Annotated in this window: 18 protein-coding genes and 2 riboswitches; of the genes, 9 read left to right on the top strand and 9 right to left on the bottom strand. The window is 64.2% G+C overall.

Annotated features, from left to right (window positions below; all coding sequences use genetic code 11):
- Window positions 1–6 precede the first annotated feature (6 nt).
- The 3 genes from gcvH to CWS72_RS14750 all read right to left on the bottom strand — a co-directional run bounded on the left by gcvH (window position 7) and on the right by CWS72_RS14750 (window position 2,446).
- Entirely contained in the window at window positions 7–381 is a 375-nt protein-coding gene (gene gcvH, locus CWS72_RS14760; RefSeq protein ID WP_101251388.1) for a glycine cleavage system protein GcvH, read from the bottom strand.
- Between the two features lie 17 nt (window positions 382–398).
- On the bottom strand, window positions 399–1,499 hold the full coding sequence (gene gcvT / locus CWS72_RS14755; protein ID WP_274540602.1) for a glycine cleavage system aminomethyltransferase GcvT: 1,101 nt from the start codon (window positions 1,497–1,499) through the stop codon (window positions 399–401).
- Window positions 1,500–1,556: 57 nt separating this feature from the next.
- Window positions 1,557–1,655: riboswitch (glycine riboswitch) on the bottom strand.
- Between the two features lie 3 nt (window positions 1,656–1,658).
- Window positions 1,659–1,749: riboswitch (glycine riboswitch) on the bottom strand.
- 157 nt (window positions 1,750–1,906) lie between these two features.
- Window positions 1,907–2,446, bottom strand: coding sequence for a hypothetical protein (locus tag CWS72_RS14750; protein ID WP_101251387.1), 540 nt, complete (start codon window positions 2,444–2,446; stop codon window positions 1,907–1,909).
- 373 nt (window positions 2,447–2,819) lie between these two features.
- Here CWS72_RS14750 and ispH point away from each other — a divergent pair, with 373 nt between their 5' ends.
- The 3 genes from ispH to rnhA are packed head-to-tail and all read left to right on the top strand — an operon-like array spanning window position 2,820 to window position 5,217.
- Window positions 2,820–3,764 carry a 4-hydroxy-3-methylbut-2-enyl diphosphate reductase gene (gene ispH / locus CWS72_RS14745; RefSeq protein WP_101251450.1) on the top strand — a complete coding sequence of 315 codons (945 nt, stop codon included), beginning with the start codon at window positions 2,820–2,822 and terminating at the stop codon, window positions 3,762–3,764.
- Window position 3,765: 1 nt separating this feature from the next.
- A complete protein-coding gene (locus CWS72_RS14740; RefSeq protein WP_101251386.1) occupies window positions 3,766–4,755 on the top strand; it encodes a homoserine kinase in 990 nt (329 codons plus the stop codon).
- Window positions 4,756–5,217 carry a ribonuclease HI gene (gene rnhA / locus CWS72_RS14735; protein WP_101251385.1) on the top strand — a complete coding sequence of 154 codons (462 nt, stop codon included), beginning with the start codon at window positions 4,756–4,758 and terminating at the stop codon, window positions 5,215–5,217.
- 4 nt (window positions 5,218–5,221) lie between these two features.
- On the opposite strand, the gene CWS72_RS14730 is transcribed toward rnhA, so the two are convergent.
- Window positions 5,222–5,743, bottom strand: coding sequence for an NUDIX hydrolase (locus tag CWS72_RS14730; protein ID WP_199175697.1), 522 nt, complete (start codon window positions 5,741–5,743; stop codon window positions 5,222–5,224).
- Between the two features lie 187 nt (window positions 5,744–5,930).
- A complete protein-coding gene (locus tag CWS72_RS14725; RefSeq protein ID WP_241911735.1) occupies window positions 5,931–8,003 on the bottom strand; it encodes a protein-disulfide reductase DsbD family protein in 2,073 nt (690 codons plus the stop codon).
- 152 nt (window positions 8,004–8,155) lie between these two features.
- Between CWS72_RS14725 and CWS72_RS14720 the strand changes: the two genes are divergently transcribed.
- A complete protein-coding gene (locus CWS72_RS14720; protein ID WP_101251383.1) occupies window positions 8,156–8,731 on the top strand; it encodes a YqgE/AlgH family protein in 576 nt (191 codons plus the stop codon).
- A 56-nt stretch (window positions 8,732–8,787) separates the two neighbouring features.
- Window positions 8,788–10,221, top strand: coding sequence for a metalloprotease TldD (gene tldD, locus CWS72_RS14715; RefSeq protein WP_101251382.1), 1,434 nt, complete (start codon window positions 8,788–8,790; stop codon window positions 10,219–10,221).
- A 161-nt stretch (window positions 10,222–10,382) separates the two neighbouring features.
- Here tldD and CWS72_RS14710 read toward each other — a convergent pair whose 3' ends face one another.
- Window positions 10,383–11,747, bottom strand: coding sequence for a glutamate--cysteine ligase (locus CWS72_RS14710; protein ID WP_101251381.1), 1,365 nt, complete (start codon window positions 11,745–11,747; stop codon window positions 10,383–10,385).
- 9 nt (window positions 11,748–11,756) lie between these two features.
- Window positions 11,757–12,539 (bottom strand): 16S rRNA (uracil(1498)-N(3))-methyltransferase, encoded by a 783-nt coding sequence (locus CWS72_RS14705; RefSeq protein ID WP_101251380.1) that lies wholly within the window; start codon window positions 12,537–12,539, stop codon window positions 11,757–11,759.
- Between the two features lie 44 nt (window positions 12,540–12,583).
- Here CWS72_RS14705 and ubiA point away from each other — a divergent pair, with 44 nt between their 5' ends.
- The 3 genes from ubiA to CWS72_RS14690 all read left to right on the top strand — a co-directional run bounded on the left by ubiA (window position 12,584) and on the right by CWS72_RS14690 (window position 15,288).
- Window positions 12,584–13,498 carry a 4-hydroxybenzoate octaprenyltransferase gene (gene ubiA, locus CWS72_RS14700; RefSeq protein ID WP_101251448.1) on the top strand — a complete coding sequence of 305 codons (915 nt, stop codon included), beginning with the start codon at window positions 12,584–12,586 and terminating at the stop codon, window positions 13,496–13,498.
- Window positions 13,495–14,145, top strand: a complete 651-nt coding sequence (locus tag CWS72_RS14695) for a class I SAM-dependent methyltransferase (protein WP_101251379.1) — start codon at window positions 13,495–13,497, stop codon at window positions 14,143–14,145. Before ubiA ends, CWS72_RS14695 begins: the two co-directional genes overlap by 4 nt.
- 252 nt (window positions 14,146–14,397) lie before the next feature.
- Entirely contained in the window at window positions 14,398–15,288 is an 891-nt protein-coding gene (locus CWS72_RS14690) for a hypothetical protein (protein ID WP_101251378.1), read from the top strand.
- On the opposite strand, the gene CWS72_RS14685 is transcribed toward CWS72_RS14690, so the two are convergent.
- Window positions 15,283–16,401: a tetratricopeptide repeat protein gene (locus tag CWS72_RS14685; protein WP_101251377.1), complete on the bottom strand. Its 1,119-nt coding sequence runs from the start codon at window positions 16,399–16,401 to the stop codon at window positions 15,283–15,285. The two genes, CWS72_RS14690 and CWS72_RS14685, sit on opposite strands and share 6 nt — an antisense overlap.
- Window positions 16,402–16,551: 150 nt before the next feature.
- On the opposite strand from CWS72_RS14685, the gene CWS72_RS14680 reads away from it, so the two are divergent.
- The gene (locus tag CWS72_RS14680) at window positions 16,552–16,767 is read left to right on the top strand and encodes a SlyX family protein (RefSeq protein WP_101251376.1); all 216 of its coding nucleotides are present in this window, start codon (window positions 16,552–16,554) and stop codon (window positions 16,765–16,767) included.
- 16 nt (window positions 16,768–16,783) lie between these two features.
- Here the strand turns inward: CWS72_RS14680 and CWS72_RS14675 are convergent, their stop codons facing one another.
- Window positions 16,784–17,599: an alpha/beta hydrolase gene (locus tag CWS72_RS14675; protein WP_101251375.1), complete on the bottom strand. Its 816-nt coding sequence runs from the start codon at window positions 17,597–17,599 to the stop codon at window positions 16,784–16,786.
- Window positions 17,600–17,613: the final 14 nt, after the last annotated feature.

Genomic DNA, 17,613 nt, shown 5'->3' with positions numbered 1-17,613 from the left:
GGGCGTCTACTCCAGGCTTTTCACGAAGGCGTCGTAGGCGGCGCGATCCATCAGGCCGTCCAATTCCGCCGGGTTGGTCAGACGAACCGAGAAAAACCAGGCGCCATCCTCGGGCGAATCGTTGATCAGGGCCGGCTGATCGACGACGGTCGCGTTGATCGTCAAAACCTCGCCGGAGACTGGGGAAAACACCTCGGACGCCGCCTTGACCGATTCGACGACAGCCGCCTCGCCGCCCTTCGTCAAGAGCTTTCCTACCTCGGGCAGTTCGACGAACACGACATCGCCCAGGGCGTGCTGGGCGTAATCGGTAATGCCGACCACGCCTTCCGTGCCGGTGACGCGAACCCACTCGTGCTCTTTGGTGAAATATGTGCTCATGAAGAATCCTCTACCCGTCAGGACTTGCGATAACGATGGGGAACGAACGGCATGTCGGCGACGACGGCCTCGCGCGGGGTGCCCCGCACCATGAGACTGACGGACGTGCCGGGAACCGCGAACGCGGACTGGACATAGCCCATGGCCACCGGTCCACCGACCGAGGGGCCGAAACCGCCGCTGGTCACCTCGCCGATCACCCGTCCCTCGCCGTCGACGATTTGCGTATGGGCGCGGGCCGGCGCCTTGTCCAGGGAGCGGATACCGACCCGAAGCCTGGCGGGCCCTTCGCGCAACTGGTGCTGGATGATCGCGGCTCCGGGGAAGCCCCCCTGCTCACGCCGCCGTTTGGAGATGCTCCACACCAGGGCCGCCTCGACCGGCGTCGTCGTCTCGTCGATGTCGGAACCGTAAAGGCAAAGCCCGGCCTCCAGGCGCAAGGAATCGCGGGCGCCCAGACCGATCGGACGCACTTCCGGCTCGGCCAGCAGGCGGCGGGCGAATTCCTCGGCCCGATCCGCCGGCAGCGAGATTTCGTAACCATCCTCGCCGGTGTAGCCCGACCGGCTGACCAGACAGGGCACGCCGGCGATGTCTTGCGCCAGACAGCTCATGAAGGGCATGGCCGCGGCCGGCGGCGACAGGCGGCCAAGAACATCCGCCGCCTGGGGACCCTGAAGGGCCAACAGGGCGCGGTCCTCCAACTCCTTGAGGACGCAGCCCTTCAGTTCGGAACGCAGATGGGCGAAATCCGCGACCTTGCACGCCGCGTTGACCACCAGAAAAAGATGATCGCCGGCGTTGGTGATCATCAGGTCGTCCCGGATGCCGCCCAGCTCATTGGTCAATTGACTGTAGCGGATGCGTCCCTCGGCCAGGATCTGAAGATCGCCGGGCAGCAGCGCTTCCAGCGCCGCGACGCGGGCCTCGCCGCGGATAACCGCCTGGCCCATGTGCGATACGTCGAACAGGCCGGCGGCCTGACGCGTGTGATGATGTTCGGCCAGCACGCCTTCCGGATACTGGACCGGCATGTCATAGCCGGCGAAAGGCACCATTTTGGCGCCGAGTTCGAGATGCAAGGCATGAAGCGGCGTTCGGGCATGATCTGGAACCACGCGAGGACCTCCCTGGATGAGCCATACCGCTTCCAAAATCGAAAGCGATCAGCCCCCCTCTGTCCTGTGACCTGAAAGATTCACCGGCGGAAACGGCCAGCTTTCATCTTCGGTGAGACGACGGAAACGCTAAAACCCGTCGCCTGCTTTCCAGAGCGTCATCCCCCCGCGGTCCTTTTGCCTGAGAGTTTCCAGGGGCGGTTGCTCCTTCGGCGCCGGCCTCGCGGCCGATCTCTCCCACGGGGATCATCTGTATGTGAGCGCCAGTTTACCTAGCCGGCGGGAAAGGGCAAGCCCCTGAATGACGGGGTGCCGACGATCGGCTCCGCCGGAAGCGGAGCGGCCGCGAAGGACCCCGAAGCGATTATTTCGCCCCGGAGTCCCAAAGCCCCCCTTCCGAGAGGTCGTTACCTGCCGCGTTTTTGCTGACGGTTGAAGGCCAGCTCGTCGGGCGTCAATTGCAGACCGACGAACACTTCGTACTTCGTCAGGTCTTTGAAGTTGGCCATCGGGATGGCGATATCGACCTCGCTGTCGGTGTAATGCAAACGGTTGGAATCGTCGGCGAATTGCAGGGTCACCGGAAGAATCTGCTTGGCCTTCGGGTCGGGATAGAACGTCGGAACCGCGATGTAATAGGCGACCTGGGCGGTGCGCCCGGCCAATCCCGGCCGGCGCTCGGCGTCGATTCCGACCTCCAAAAGGACATGCATCTGCTTGGCCTCGGCGTCGTAATGGCACGACCCGTGGTAACTGGTCATCTCGGCCTTCAACTCGACGTCGGTGAGATCTCGTCCCGGACCGGGCTTGAATTTGGTCAAGGTAACCGAATCGGCCAGGGCGGAAACCCGAGGGCACAGCGGCGGCTCTTCCTTGTCGAACGCCTTGCAGGCGGACAAGGCGAGAAGAGAGGAAAACAAGACGATACTGCGCTTGGCAAAATTCATAATGTCAATTCCGTCCAGGACTGCCATTGCCGAAGAGGTTCGCGCCGGGCAGCCCTTCTTTCATCAGGCCGGACCCAAAAAACGCCGCCAGCCTCCTCGGCGGTGAAAACGTGGGGCGAGCACCCCATATGCGTGGTTCTCTCTCGCAAAACATGCGGGACCGCGATCCGGCGGCGTCGTAAATCGGCGGAGTTCCGCCGGACGCCGACCGGCGCCATACGGAGGTTCCCACGTTCGATGACCCGCCCATGCATGAGTTAACCTTTTGCACGCGACGCAATTCTGCTATTGCTGGCGACTGTAGTGAACCACGGGACGGCACACAAGCTGCCGTAATCGAGTTCCGTCGTTCCACCCCTGCTGCATGGGGATCATGACCAAACGCCCGCTTACCATTCTTCTGGCCAATCCACGCGGATTTTGTGCCGGAGTCAATCGCGCCATCCATATCGTCGAGGAAGCTTTGCGACGATACGGGCGCCCCGTCTATGTCCGCCATGAGATCGTCCACAACCGGTATGTGGTGCAGTCCCTCGAAGCGCAAGGCGCCGTCTTCGTCGAGGAATTGGACGACGTTCCCGACGACCGGCCGGTGGTGTTTTCCGCCCACGGCGTGCCGAAGACGGTTCCCGCGGCGGCCGAGAAACGCGGCATGTTCTATCTGGACGCCACCTGCCCCCTGGTCACCAAGGTCCATCACGAGGCGGCCCGCCATGTCCTCGACGGACGGCAGATCATCATGATCGGGCATTCCGGCCATCCGGAGGTTGTCGGCACCATGGGACAGGTTCCCGACGGCAGCATCCTGTTGGTGGAAACCCTGGAGCAGGCAGAAACGGTACAGCCGACACCCGGACAGTCGCTCGCCTATATCACCCAGACCACGCTGTCGGTCGACGACACCGCGGGCATCGTCGCCGTGCTGCGGCGGCGCTTCCCCGATGTCGAGGGGCCGCACAAGGAAGACATCTGCTACGCCACCACCAACCGTCAGCAATCCATCAAGGCGATCGCGCCGCGCTGCGACGCGGTCATGGTGATCGGCGCGCCCAATTCGTCCAATTCACGTCGGCTGGTGGAAGTCGCCGCCAGTTCCGGCTGCCATCGCTCCTACCTGGTGCAACGGGCCAGCGAGATCGACTGGTCCTGGCTGGACGGCATCAACCGGCTCGGCGTTTCGGCTGGGGCCTCGGCCCCCGAGGTGCTGGTCGACGAAGTGCTGGAAGCCTGCCGACAGCGCTTCGAGGTGACCATCGAGGAAATTTCGGTCACCCGCGAAACCGTCACCTTCAAACTGCCGGCGGAGCTTTGCACCTGACATGGCCGTCTATACCGAGGTGGCTGACGAGGATCTGCGAGCCTTCGTCGGAGAATATGACATCGGCGCCGTGGTCAGTTGCAAAGGCATCGCCGAAGGCGTCGAGAACTCCAACTATCTGCTGCAGACCGATCGCGGCAACTACATCCTCACGCTTTACGAAAAGCGGGTCAATCCGACCGACCTGCCGTTCTTTATCGGGCTGATGGAACATCTGGCGCGGCAAGGCCTGCGATGTCCGACCCCCGTCGCCGGGCGCGACGGCATCGCCTTGCGCCATTTGTGCGACCGGCCCGCGGCCATCGTCTCCTTCCTGAAAGGCCTGTGGCCGCGGCGGATCACCGCGGCACATTGCGCCGCCTTGGGACGCGCCATGGCCGACCTGCATCAGAAGGGGCTCAGCTACGCCGGCAGCCGGCCCAATTCGCTGGGCCCCAAGGCCTGGCGCCCCCTGTTCGAGCAGGAGGCCCACCGGACCGACGAGGTCAAGCCGGGGCTCGCCGATTTTCTGCGTCACGAACTCGACCATCTGGAGCGCCATTGGCCGCAAGATCTGCCCATAGGCATCATCCATGCCGATCTTTTCCCCGATAATGTGTTCTTTCAGGGCGACGAGGTCTCGGGACTGATCGACTTCTATTTCGCCTGCACCGACTTTCTGGCCTATGACATCGCCATCTGCCTGAACGCCTGGTGCTTCGAGGACGACGGCAGCTTCAACATCACCAAGGCCCATCTGCTTTTGTGGAACTACCAGCAGGTCCGTCCGCTGTCCGCCGCCGAATTCCGGGCCTTGCCGATTTTAGCGCGCGGATCGGCCATCCGTTTCCTGCTGACCCGGCTCTACGACTGGCTGAACACGCCGGCGGGCGCCTTCGTCAAACGGAAGGATCCGCTGGAATACGAACGCAAACTGCGTTTCCACGCCAGCATCGAGGGGGCGGAGGCCTACGGCCTTCACCATGACGCGCCGGCAGCGGGAAAACAGTAGGTGACGGAGGTCGAACTGTTCACCGACGGCGCCTGTTCCGGAAATCCCGGACCGGGCGGCTGGGGCGCCATCCTTCGCGCCAAGGGCGTCGAGAAGGAGCTTTCGGGCGGCGAGGCGCCGACCACCAACAACCGCATGGAGATGATGGCGGTCATCGAAGGTCTGCGGGCGCTCAAGCGCCCCTGCGTCCTCACCGTCTACACCGACAGCCAATATGTCCAGAAGGGCATCAGCCAGTGGATTCACACCTGGCGGAAAAAGGGCCGCCTGGCCGAGGACAGCCCCAATCCGGTGGCCAACCAGGACCTGTGGCGCATCCTCGATGGTTTGGTGGCTGGCCACAAAGTGACCTGGACCTGGGTCCGCGGTCACGCCGGACATCCCGAAAACGAACGGGCCGACGCCCTGGCCCGCAAGGGTCTCAAGGAAGCGGCCGAGGCCCGGCGCGCCCAACAGCCCTGAAAGGTCACTCCCGATCGGGGCGAAGCGGATCGGAAGCCTCCCGTGGCTCCGCCTGGATGATTTCCACCAGTCTGATCATCATGCGGGCCAATCCGGGTTCATCGACCATTCTCGCGGCCTCCCAGGCCGAAACCCAGCACAGCCGGCGCTGATCCTTTTCGGGCCAGGTTTCGAGCGTCGCAGTCACCAGAAGGGGGTAGACCTCGACGGTGGTGGCCCGCGCCTCGCCTGATGCCAGCCGCTTGAAATACGGAAAGAAACCGAGCGGCAGCGGGGTGGAGATTCGTCCTTTGACACCGGCCTCCTCCTCCGCCTCCTTGACGGCCGCCTCGGCGGCCGAACGCCCTCCGCCGATATTGCCTTTGGGAATGACCCAACGTCCGGTGTCCCGCGAGGTCACCAGAAGGATCTTCACCTCGCCCTGCTCGATGACGTAAGGAATGACGCCCGCCTGCCGATGCGAGCCACGCGGACCGGGTCTTGAGATTTTTCCTTGCTTATCCTTGACGAAAGGCTTGCCTTTCAACGATGACACTCCTGCTCGGCCAGCCATGCCGGCGGCGACGTCAGGCCACTACATATTGTCATAAAACGGTAACAATCAACCAAAAACGATATCGAACCGATATTGTTTTCTCATGGGTTGAATATCAGGCGTGCACGAGTTCGCCCGCTTTTAAGGCTCCGGGACGAAAAGGTCGCTCCGCAGCCTGCTAGGGTCTTCTGGCTTTTTCCAGCGCATCGAGCACGGCTTCGTCGGTCAGCAGTTCCGGCAGCACGATGCCGTCCGGCGCGCCAGGACCATAAACCGCGTTGAAGGGAATGCCGTAACGGCCAAATCCCGCCAGATAGGCCGCGATATCGTCGTCGGGACGGGTCCAGTCGGCCTCAAGGGCGACGACATCCGGGGCACGCAGGCTGTCTGCCACCTTGCCCCGATAAACCACCGTCGCCTTGTTGACCTGGCAGGTAATGCACCAATCGGCGGTGACGTCGACGAAGACCACCTTTCCCTCGCCCACGGACTTGGCCAGGGCCTCCTTGCTGAACGGCGCCCAGAGCCCTTTGATCTCGGACGGCGCGCCCTGGATCGGCCGCGAGGGTCCGCCATTCGCCAAGGCCAGCCCGCCGAACCCGAGCAGGACCACCGCCGCCCCCCGGGCGATCGCCGGAAGTCGCCTGCCGAAGCCGAGAATCAGCAAGACCGCCAGCATCAGCCCCCCCACCGCCGATCCCGTCCATGTTCCGGCTTCCGCGGTCAGAACGGCCAGCAGCCAGCCGGCGGTCGCCACCAGAACGCCCCCCAGGAGGCGGCGCAGGACGATCATCCAGCGGCCGGGCCGGGGCAGACGCTGGGCGATCTGCGGCCAGGCGGCGATGACCAGATAGGGGGAGGACATCCCCAAGCCCAGCATCAGAAAAATGGCGAAGATTTCCGGTGTGCCGCGCGACAGGGCGAAACCGACGGCCGTGCCCAGGAATGGCGCCGAGCATGGGGTGGCCAGCAAGGTGGCGAAGGCGCCGGCAGCGAAATGACCGGCCATGCCATGGGAATCGCCGCGCCCCTTCCCCGCCTCGGCCGCCCATTGCGGCAGGGGAATTTCAAAAAAACCGAACAGATTGGCCGCGAACAGGGTGATCAGCACGACCATCGCCACCAGAAACAACGGCTGCTGGAATTGAATGCCCCAGCCGACCGCCGCGCCGGCCGAGCGGACGGCGACGGCCGCCGCGGCGAGACCGGCGAAGGAGACCATGATGCCCGCCGCCGACGCCAGGAAGCCGGCGCGAATGACCCGCCGCTCGGCGCCGGCATGGCCGATCAGGCCCAGCACCTTCAAGGACAGCACCGGCAGCACGCAGGGCATCAGATTGAGGATGAAGCCGCCCAGGAAGGCGACCCCCAGCATGCCGACGATCTTGGACAGCCTGGACCCCGGCTCGGCCTGGGCGACGTCGGACACCACCTCCATGCCACGGCTGCCGTCGACCACGGTCAGGGTCAAGGGCTTGTCAAAAAGATCGCCCTCGCCCGTCTTGGGAACCGGGAAGGTTTCGAAAACGACCCGTTTTCCGCCCTGCTGTAGGCGAATTCTCGGCTTGCCGAACAACATCTGATCGGCCCGCTCGATGAAAAGGTCGGGATTGGACAGCGGAGGATTGGCCGTCACCACGACCTTGAGCCCGCCGCCCTCGGTGGCCTGGGCGGTCACCAGCGACAGTCCCTGCAAGGCGCCGTCAGAAGGGACTTGCGCCAGGAAGCGGCTGATCAGATGGGCCTGGGGCGAAGCCTCGGCCGCGCCGGCCGGCAGCTCGAGCGCCAGATCGGCGTGGCCGGGAACGCACAGGACATCGCAGGTCAGATAGTCGACCGAAGCCTTCAGGGCCGCCGGCTGGGCCGGATCGTTCAACCGGACGACGATGGGCAGAACCACCTCGTCCTTGTATCCCATGGTCTCAAGCCCCGAGACGCTGAACCGGTGCGGCGCCGGCCAGGCGATCATGGCATCGGCCAGATTGTCGGATCCTTTCCAGTCGATGGAGGGAGGAAAGCCGGCATCGCCGGGCGAGCGCCAATATATTTTCCAGCCCGGCTTCAGGTGGAATTCGAGTCCCAGTTGCAAACGCCCGGAATCGCCGACGGCGGTCACCGCGGAAATAAGGCGCACCGCGCCCTGATCGTTGTGCGACCAGTCCGAGGAGGCGGAGGCCGGGGCGCCCCAGGCGAGGGAGCCCAGCCCCAGAAAGACCGTCATCGCCGCGAAAAGCCGTCTGCCCAAGCCCATCTGTTTTGTCCCTAAAGCGCCACGCTTTCCAAAGCTCCGCCCATCAGTGCCCGCTCAGCCGGCCGGCTGTCAATCCCAAGCCGATCACAACCGTACCTTTGATCGAGGGGCGAGCCTTGCGTTCCGGTCGCCTTCGGCATATCTCATCAGGTATGCCACACGCACATGAATCCATCGGCTATCTCGCCGGACAGATGTTGATCGCCATGCCGAGGATGCAAGACCAGCGCTTCTCGCGGACGTTGGTGTATCTTTGCGCGCACACGGCCGAGGGGGCCATGGGCCTGGTGGTGAACCGCCTGTTCAATTCCTTAAGCTTTCCCGATCTGCTCCAGCAGCTCGACATCGAACCGACGCCGGTCTGCGACCCGATCCGCGTCCATTTCGGCGGACCGGTCGAGGCGGGCCGCGGTTTCGTACTGCATTCCAACGACTATGTCCAGGACACCACGCTGATGGTCGACGACCATGTCGGCCTGACCGCGACCATCGATGTGTTGAAGGCCATCGCCGAGGGGCGCGGTCCGCGCCAGAGCATGCTCGCGCTGGGATATGCCGGCTGGGGCGCCGGTCAGTTGGATGACGAAATCCGGCAGAACGCCTGGCTGACCGTCCCCGCCGACGAGGATCTGCTGTTCGGCGTGGAGATCGAACGCAAGTGGGAACGCGCCATCGGCCGCATCGGCGCCGATCTCGGCATGCTGTCCGGCGAGGCCGGACACGCCTGAGCTTTTCGTTCCTTAAAAACCGCCCAGGCCCCAAGTTCCGATTTCAAGGAGTTCCCATGCCGCACAGCGCCACCACCGATGAGCTCTTCTTCAAAAAAACCGGACTGGATCGCCAGCGGATCGAGGCCATCGTCAAGGACAACCTCGCCGGCAGCGACGACGGCGAGCTGTTCCTGGAATACCGCCAGTCGGAAAGCATCGGCCTCGACGACGGTCGGATCAAAAGCGCGAGCTTCGACACCGCCCAGGGCTTCGGCCTCAGGGCCGTATCCGGCGAAGCCACCGGCTACGCCCATGCCAGCGAACTGTCGGAAGCGGCCCTCAAGCGGGCCGGGGAAACGGTTCGGGCCGTGCGGACCGGCCATAGCGGCAGCCTGGCCATCGGCCCTTCGGGAACCAACGCCCAGCTCTATACCGATCTCAATCCGCTGACCCTGGTCCCCTTTGCCGCCAAGGTCGATCTGCTCGAACAAATAGACGCCTACGCCCGCGGTCTCGACCCCCGGGTAAAGCAGGTCATGGCGTCGATCGCCGGATCCTGGCAGGCGGTGCGCATCGTACGTGCCGACGGCACCCATTCATCGGACATCCGCCCGCTGGTCCGCTTCAACGTGTCGGTCATGGTGGCCGACGGCGAGCGCATGGAAACCGGCAGTCACGGCATGGGCGGCCGGGTGACCTACGAAGGGCTGATGCAACCGGAACAATGGCGTCCCGCGGTCGACGAGGCGCTGCGCCAGGCCCTGGTCAATCTGGATTCCATTCCGGCGCCGGCCGGCGATATGACCGTCGTGCTGGGCCCCGGCTGGCCCGGCGTATTGCTGCACGAGGCCATCGGCCACGGCCTGGAGGGCGACTTCAACCGCAAGCAGACCTCGGCTTTCTCGGGCATGATCGGCCAAAGGGTGGCGGCCCCCGGCGTCACCGTGGTCGATGACGGCACCCTGATCGACCGCCGCGGCTCGATCTCCATCGATGACGAAGGCACCCCGTCGTCGCGCACCGTATTGATCGAGGACGGAATTCTGAAAGGCTATCTGTTCGACCGGATGAACGCCCGGCTGATGAACACCCGGCCGACCGGCAACGGCCGGCGGCAATCCTATGCCAGCCAGCCTCTGCCCCGCATGACCAACACCTTCATGCTGGCCGGGGCGCACTCGCCCGAAGAGATCCTGAGCTCGGTGAAAAAGGGCATCTACGCGGTCAATTTCGGCGGCGGTCAGGTCGACATCACCAGCGGAAAATTCGTCTTTTCGGCCACCGAGGCCTATCTGATCGAGAACGGCCGGATCGGACCGGCGGTGAAAGGCGCGACGCTGATCGGCAATGGCCCCGACGTGCTGACGAAGGTCACCATGATCGGCAATGATCTGGCCCTGGACGACGGCGTCGGCACCTGCGGCAAGGATGGCCAGAGCGTTCCCGTCGGCGTCGGTCAGCCGACGCTGAAAATCGACGGTCTGACGGTCGGCGGCACGGCGGTGTGACGGGGCTTGTCCCGTTACTTCCGCCACCTCGCCGGATTATTGGGACTCCTTTGAAGTTTTGAACCACCAAGGCGTCTTGGTGGTTCAATCTTCTCCAGCCATGAGGCCCTGAAACGGCGGGGGTTACCCTCTTTCGGATCGCGCGGCCTCCGAAACCGGCCTCAGTAGCAATAGTCGCGGTACGCCTCGTCGACGTTCCCCGCCCAACGCCCGTGGAAATCCCGCAGCATATCCTCGGCGGGAGTGACACCGGACTGGGCGATGGCGTTCAGTGTCTGCAGGAAGATCGTTTCGTCCCGGCCATAGGCATCGAGCCGGGCCCGGCGTTTCAGGCCATCCTCGGCGATCGCCAGGGCCTGCACGGCGAGGTCGCGCACGGTACCGCCACGGAACCTGGTGGCCAGACCGCTCGTCGGCACGGCATCGCGCAGAGCCGAATGTTCCTCAATGGTCCAGTCCTTGAGCATGTCCCAAGCCGCGTCGAGCGCCGTCTGATCATAGAGCAGGCCGACCCAGAACGCCGGCAGGGCACACAGTCGCCGCCAAGGCCCACCGTCGGCCCCGCGCATTTCCAGAAAGCGCTTGAGGCGGACTTCGGGAAACATGGTGGTCAGATGATCGACCCAATCGCCCAGCGTCGGCAGTTGACCCGGCAGGGCCGCCAGCTTTCCGGCCATGAAATCCTTGAAGGAGGATCCGGCCACGTCGATATAGGCGCCGTCCCGATAGACGAAATACATCGGCACATCGAGGGCGTAGTCGACATAACGCTCGAAACTCATGCCGTCTTCGAAGACGAAAGGCAGGATACCCGTCCGGTCGCTGTCGGTGTCGGTCCATATGTGGCTGCGATAGGACAGAAGCCCGGACGGCTTGCCCTCGACAAAGGGGGAATTGGCCCACAGCGCCGTCGCCAACGGCTGCAAGGCCAGCGAGACACGGAATTTCTTCACCATGTCGGCTTCCGAGGCGAAATCGAGATTCACCTGGACCGTACAGGTGCGCAGCATCATATCGAGCCCGAGCTGCCCTTTGAGGGGCATGTAACGGCGCATGATGGCATAGCGGCCCTTGGGCATCCAGGGAACGTCTTTCCGCTCCCATTTGGGATTGAAGCCGAGGCCCAGGAAACCGACGTTCAGCCGGCCCCCGATTTCCTTGACCTGCTTCAGATGCTCGTTCACCTCGCGGCAGGTCTGATGCACGGTCTCCACCGGCGCGCCGGACAATTCCAACTGGCCGCCGGGCTCCAGGGTGACGCTGGCGCCGTCCTTGAGAAGGGCGATGACGTGGCCGGCCTCCTCGACCGGCTCCCAGCCAAAGGCTTCCAATCCCTGCAAGACGGCCTGGATGCCGCGCGGCCCCTCATAGGTCAAGGGCCGCAGATCGTCGCAGCGGAAGGCGAATTTCTCGTGTTCGGTGCCAATGCGCCAGGATTCGGCTGGTTTGCAGCCGGCGGCCGCATATTCGACAAGCTGCGCCTTGCTGGTGACGGGCTCGCCGCTTGGCTGTGCGGGGGCGGACATGGAGCTGGCTTATCCCTTTGAGAGAGTTTGGGGGGGAGTGGAACAAACGGTGGATGGCGCTCGCCAATCGCCGCAAAGGGCCTGGAAACAGGAAAGGGCAGCGATCACGGCGGTGTCGGCCCGCAAAATCCGCGGACCCAAGCCGACGGGCGTAGCAAACGATAGCGCGCGCAAAGCGTCAAGCTCGGATTTGGCGAAGCCGCCTTCCGGTCCGACCAGGACCGCCGCCGGCCCAATACTCCCGCCGGCCAGGGCACTGGCGATGGGCGCTCCGCCGCCCCCCTCGTCCAACAGGATCAATCGCCGCCCTTCGGGCCAGGCGGCGAGCACGGAATCGAGCGACGCCGAGGGCCGCACCTCCGGCACGCTCAGTCTTTCGCACTGTTCGGCGGCTTCCGTGGCGATGGCGCGCAAGCGTTCCTCATTGACCCGGGTCATCGCCGTATGGCGGGTAAACACCGGCGCCAGGACGGAAACCCCCAATTCCGTCGCCTTCTCGACGATGAAATCGATACGCGCGCGTTTGACCGGGGCAAACACCAGCCAAAGATCGGGCTCCGCAGCCTGCGGTCGCAACCGGCGTTCGACGGTCATCACCAGAGCGCGTTTCGAAACCTCGCCGGCGCGCGCCAGCCATTCGCCGTCGCGGCCGTTGAACAGGGCGACCTCGCCTCCTGCCTGAAGCCGCATGACATGCAACAAGTAGTGGATCTGCTTCTGATCGAGATCGAGGTTTTCCCCTTCGGCCAGGGGGCCCTCGACGAACAGGCGAAGTTTGGGGGATATGTCCATTCCGGCCTTTGCAGTCTGCGTAAGGGCCCCTAATGTATAGCGTCATGAAGACAAGCTCTACAGTGCTCGGAGACATTCCGGTCGGCGATTGGATCGATCGCCTTTCGCCCCTGACGTTGCGCCCCTACCTGCGTCTGATGCGGCTCGACCGGCCGATCGGCACCTGGCTGCTGCTGCTGCCCGGATGGTGGAGCATCGCCCTGGGGGCCGACACCTGGCCCGATCTCAGACTGCTGGTCCTGTTCGGCATCGGCGCCGTCGTCATGCGCGGAGCCGGATGCACCTTCAACGACATCGTCGACCGCGATTTCGACGGCCGCGTCGCGCGTACCGCCGCGCGCCCCATTCCCTCGGGCGCCGTCAACCCCTTGCAAGCCTCGGCCTTCCTCGCCCTGCAATTGGCCGTCGGCCTGATCATCCTGCTGCAATTCAACCGGACCTCGGTGATCCTGGGCGCCGCCTCCCTGGCGCTGGTATTCACCTATCCCTTCATGAAACGCATCACCTACTGGCCGCAGGCGTGGCTGGGGCTGACCTTCAACTGGGGCGCGCTGCTCGGCTGGGCGGCGGCCGGCGGCGGCGAGCATTGGTCCCCCGTTCTGCTTTACGCCGGTGGTATTTTCTGGACGCTGGGCTACGACACCATCTACGCCCATCAGGACAAGCAGGACGACGCCTTGATCGGCATACGGTCCACCGCGCTTCGCCTGGGGGCCGCCACTCCCGCCTGGCTGGTCGGCTTCTACAGCCTGGCCCTGGCGTTGTTCGCCGCGACGGGATGGGCGGCCGGCCTTTCCTGGCCGTTCTATCCGCTGCTGGCCGTGGCCGGCGGGCAACTGTTCTGGCAGATCCGCGCGCTCGACATCGACAATACCCAGGATTGCCTCGACAAATTCAAGTCGAACAGGGTCTTCGGCTGGCTGATGATGCTCGCCATCGTCACCGGAAAAATAATGTGACGACCGACCGCCCGGCCTTCATTCGCGCCCATACCGAACTCGCGAGCCCGCCCGCCTGTCCCGAAATCAGGCTGCATCTGGCCACCGAAATCACGCCTTTGTGGCAGGCCACCGAGGACTTCCTGCACGGCAACAACCTGCCGCCGCCTTACTGGGCCTTCCCCTGGGTCGGCGGACAGGCGCTGTCCCGCTATGTGCTCGACACCCCCGACCTGGTCCGGGGAAAGCGCGTTCTCGACTTCGCCGCGGGTTGCGGCATGACGGCGATCGCCGCCGTCATGGCCGGGGCGAGCAGCGCCCATGCCGCCGAAATCGACGCCGTCGCCGCCGAGGCCATCGGCCTCAACGCCACGGCCAACGCCGTCACTGTCGAGGTTCTGCTCGACGACGTTCTGGAGCGGCCCGATTGCCCATGGGACGTCGTGCTGGCCGGCGATGTCTGCTATGAGCGGCCCATGGCCGAAAAAGTGTTCGCCTGGATGCGCCGTTGCGCGACGGCCGGATGCGACATTCTGATGGCCGACCCCGGCCGAAGTTACCTGCCGCGCACCGGGCTGATGAAGGTGGCGGCATACACCATCGCCTGCAGCCTGGAGCTGGAGGACCGGACCAGCCGCGACGTCGTGGTCTACAAGGTGGTCGGTTAGGCACATCTTTCGGATAGGCTAACCCCGCCCCATCCCCCCTTACTCCGCCTGTGACGTCCGGCCTATGGACAAGTCCTCCGATTCCAATGCCTCCTATCCGGGGAAACCACCCGGAATTTGGGCCTGAGTGGCCGACAAATTGAGGGCGCCCGGGGTAAGTGGGGCGGATCGATCTCTTCGGACCGGACGGGCGGGCCGGCTGGTTCCATCCGTCAGCCGCTGATCGCCTGGGCCAGTTGAACGGAGGCCCCCATGCTTCTCGGCGACATCGTCAATGTCTTCATCGGCCTGGCCCTGACCTACGCGACGCTGAGTCTGGTCGTCAGCGCCATCACCGAAGCCATCGCCTCGATTTTCAAATGGCGGGCCAACACCCTGCTTGCGGGATTGAAGACCCTTCTCAACGATCCCAACCTGACGGGACTGGCGCGCGATATCCTGAATCACGCGGCAATCAACCCGCGCGGCTCCGGTACCGATGTCACGACGGCCACCAGTTATGCACTGCGCCCGTCCTATATTCCCGCGCCGCAGTTCGCGGCGGCCCTGATCGACGTCATCCAGAGGCCGCCCACCAATCCGACGGTCAATCTCACCCTGAAGGCGGCCATCGCCGGTATCCCTGATGCGCAGTTGCGAAGCCTGCTCCAAGGCTTCTATGAACGAACAGGAGGTGACCTCGAAAGTTTTCACGCCCATCTCGCCACTTGGTTCGATGCGGCGATGGACCGGCTGAGCGGCGACTACAAGCGGCAAATCCAACTGGTGTCGTTCCTGATCGGCCTGGCGATTACGGCAGCCCTCAACGCCAACACCTTCGACATCACACGCGCCTTCTGGCTCCAACCGACGTTGGTTGAGCAGATCCACATGGTCACGCCTGGCACTCCTGCGCCCCAAGCCCTGCACGATCTCCTCAATACGAATTTTCCCTTCGGCTGGCCCAAAGACATTTTCGATACCTTGCGATACAAGCCCTTCGATACCGTTTTCGGCCTGCTGATGACGGCCATCTCCCTGCTGTTCGGCGCTCCATTCTGGTTCGATCTGCTGCAACGTTTCGTCCAGCTCAGGGGGACAGGCCCCGTCCCCGACGCCGCGATCACCCCGACGCCACGTCCGCAAACCGGATCCGCATCATGACCCTGCCCGATCCCCAGGCGGCCGACCAGGATGGGATGGGAAACGCCGCCGCCGCGTTTCCCGCAACTTCTCCGCGCTTTTCCGCTTGTGGCAACTCTCGAAAAGATCGGCCAGGGCATCGAGCCATTCGGGACGGGAATCGTCGATCGCGATGGCCGTGGTGAAGGATTTGACGGCTTCATCCTTGCGCCCGAGGGCCCGGCTCTGCCGTCCCATCAGAAAATGCGCCTCGGGATGATGGGGATGGATCTTCAAGACCGACGCCGCCGCGCTTTTGACGGCGGCCCAATCCCCCGCCCCGGCCGCCGCCCGGGCTTTCTCCGTCAGGACCGAGATCCGCTCGATCTGCGCCGCGTCGGTAACCCAGCCCAAACCACGCCTGGCAAATTCCCGCTGATGATGCTCCCCGTGCAAAGCATGGTCGGACAAGGTACAGAAGCAGCTATGCTGGTTCGTCGCCCCGCCCGCCAAATTCCTGTTCAGCTCGTTGAAGATCAGGCGATCCTCACCGGAACCGTCGGGAAAGGCGGCGAGCGACCAGAACGGCATGACGAAATGGCAGGCCTCCCGGTCCATCATCAGGCCGCTCGGCTGGACGAAACCACCGTACCGGTCGTTGATCCCCGGACGGCCGCCCACCGAATCCCATTCATCGCGGCAAATGGGCAGAAGCGTCTCCGGATGAACCAGCCAGCGCCCGGACCAGGCCCAATCCTTGCCTTTGATGGCCGATGACAACAGGGAAAGATGATTGCCGCCGTACCAGTCGTTGTCGTCCAGATAGGCAACCAGCGGGCTGTTGGCCAGATAGCTGAGAACGGTCCTGAGACTTCCGCCGTAATAGTTGGGATAGCCCCCGCCATGCCGGCGCGACGTGGAATAGCCGGGGTCCAGGATGGTCATCATCACATGGGACGGACATTCCCCGGCCAGCCGGTCGAGGAGAGCCCCCTCGCCCCGCTGGACGTCGACGCCGATCAGCAGATGGATCCGTCCATCAAAATCCTGGGCGAAGACCGAACGGACGGCTTGCAGCAAACTGGGCCGCAGCACGGTCTGCACCACCACCGCCACATCGGCGGGAGTCTGGAAGACATTGACCTGCGTCGTCACCGGGAAGCCACCCTTTCAAGGGGAAAATATCATTGAATCAAAGGGAAATCAGCAGGTCAACCGCTGCCGTGCCATGCCTTCTCTTGCCTTCGCCGGCGCTTTGGGGGCAGACTTCCGCGCTTTCCATCAAAATCAGGACACCCGCCGCTCATGGATTCCGCCCTCGAAGACCGTCTCATCGCCCTGGAAAGCAGGCTTGCCCATCATGAGAGGATGGCCGACGAGATGTCCGACGTGCTGACCGACCAGCAGCGCGCCATCGATCTGCTGACCGCGCGAATACGCCGCCTGCAAGATCGCCTGAAGGACGTCGAACTGGGGGCGGACAGATCGCCGCAGGACGACAAGCCGCCGCCGCATTATTAAAGGTTTCGGGCGTGCCTCAGCGTCCCAGGATAAAGTCGGTGATGACCTGGACCGCCTCGGGTTCGATGCCCAGGTAGCCATGCGCCGACAATGCGTCGCAGGGGCCGGATCGCGGCGGATCGCCCCCTTGCAGAATCCTCAGCGCCTTACGCGGTGAATGCTCCAGGCGTTCAAGGAGGCGGGGCGCGTCGTCGGGGGGCGTTACCGCGCAGGCGTCCTGGCCATGGGCCACGACCAGCACCGGAACGGAGAGATCCTCCAGGCCCAGCGTCAGAACGCCCTGCGGCGCGACCGCGCCATGGTAGGATTGGCGGCCTCCCGGGCGGCTGATGGACGAGGTCAGCACCACGCCGTCGACCTCATGGCCCAGTCGCGCGCCGGTCCGGGTCGCCGACAGCGTGCCTTGACTGGTTCCGACCAGCCAAACCGGCACGGGCGCCTGCTTTTTCAAATAGGCGACCACCGCCGCGACGTCCTCGGCATGTTCGGGACTCAGACGAAAGGCCGCATCCATGCCCCCCTCCTCGTCGGAAGGGGCGTCCAAGGTGGCGACGATCAACCCCGCCTGGGCGAAGAGATGGCGCGAGCGAACCAGGAAGTTGTTGCCGTTGGCCAGTCGGGGACGACCATCGGCCGAGTCCAGCCCGAGATATCCGGCGGCACCGGCAAATAACAAGACGGCGGCTTTCGGTTGCGCCGGAATTTCCAACAGGAAGCCCTGGGTGACCTCGGTTCGCGTGGGCAGACGCACCAATGTCTCGTCGGCCCGGACATCGGCGATCCGGCCAAACAGTGCCAAGACGGTAAGCAACGACAATGGCAACCGACGCATGGCATCTCTCCCCG

The organism is Telmatospirillum siberiense (assembly GCF_002845745.1).
In the GTDB taxonomy this organism is placed as follows: domain Bacteria; phylum Pseudomonadota; class Alphaproteobacteria; order Rhodospirillales; family Magnetospirillaceae; genus Telmatospirillum; species Telmatospirillum siberiense.
This window is presented reverse-complemented; position numbering and strand designations above follow the sequence as displayed.

Excerpts from the sequence above, each read along its gene's own strand:
- gcvH (WP_101251388.1), bottom strand. The coding sequence starts at position 381 with ATGAGCACATATTTCACCAAAGAGCACGAGTGGGTTCGCGTCACCGGC.
- CWS72_RS14725 (WP_241911735.1), bottom strand. The coding sequence starts at position 8,003 with ATGGGCTTGGGCAGACGGCTTTTCGCGGCGATGACGGTCTTTCTGGGG.
- CWS72_RS14690 (WP_101251378.1), top strand. The coding sequence starts at position 14,398 with ATGCTTCTCGGCGACATCGTCAATGTCTTCATCGGCCTGGCCCTGACC.
- ispH (WP_101251450.1), top strand. The coding sequence starts at position 2,820 with ATGACCAAACGCCCGCTTACCATTCTTCTGGCCAATCCACGCGGATTT.
- CWS72_RS14710 (WP_101251381.1), bottom strand. The coding sequence starts at position 11,747 with ATGTCCGCCCCCGCACAGCCAAGCGGCGAGCCCGTCACCAGCAAGGCG.
- CWS72_RS14680 (WP_101251376.1), top strand. The coding sequence starts at position 16,552 with ATGGATTCCGCCCTCGAAGACCGTCTCATCGCCCTGGAAAGCAGGCTT.
- CWS72_RS14720 (WP_101251383.1), top strand. The coding sequence starts at position 8,156 with ATGCCACACGCACATGAATCCATCGGCTATCTCGCCGGACAGATGTTG.
- ubiA (WP_101251448.1), top strand. The coding sequence starts at position 12,584 with ATGAAGACAAGCTCTACAGTGCTCGGAGACATTCCGGTCGGCGATTGG.
- CWS72_RS14750 (WP_101251387.1), bottom strand. The coding sequence starts at position 2,446 with ATGAATTTTGCCAAGCGCAGTATCGTCTTGTTTTCCTCTCTTCTCGCC.
- tldD (WP_101251382.1), top strand. The coding sequence starts at position 8,788 with ATGCCGCACAGCGCCACCACCGATGAGCTCTTCTTCAAAAAAACCGGA.
- CWS72_RS14675 (WP_101251375.1), bottom strand. The coding sequence starts at position 17,599 with ATGCGTCGGTTGCCATTGTCGTTGCTTACCGTCTTGGCACTGTTTGGC.
- CWS72_RS14705 (WP_101251380.1), bottom strand. The coding sequence starts at position 12,539 with ATGGACATATCCCCCAAACTTCGCCTGTTCGTCGAGGGCCCCCTGGCC.
- CWS72_RS14740 (WP_101251386.1), top strand. The coding sequence starts at position 3,766 with ATGGCCGTCTATACCGAGGTGGCTGACGAGGATCTGCGAGCCTTCGTC.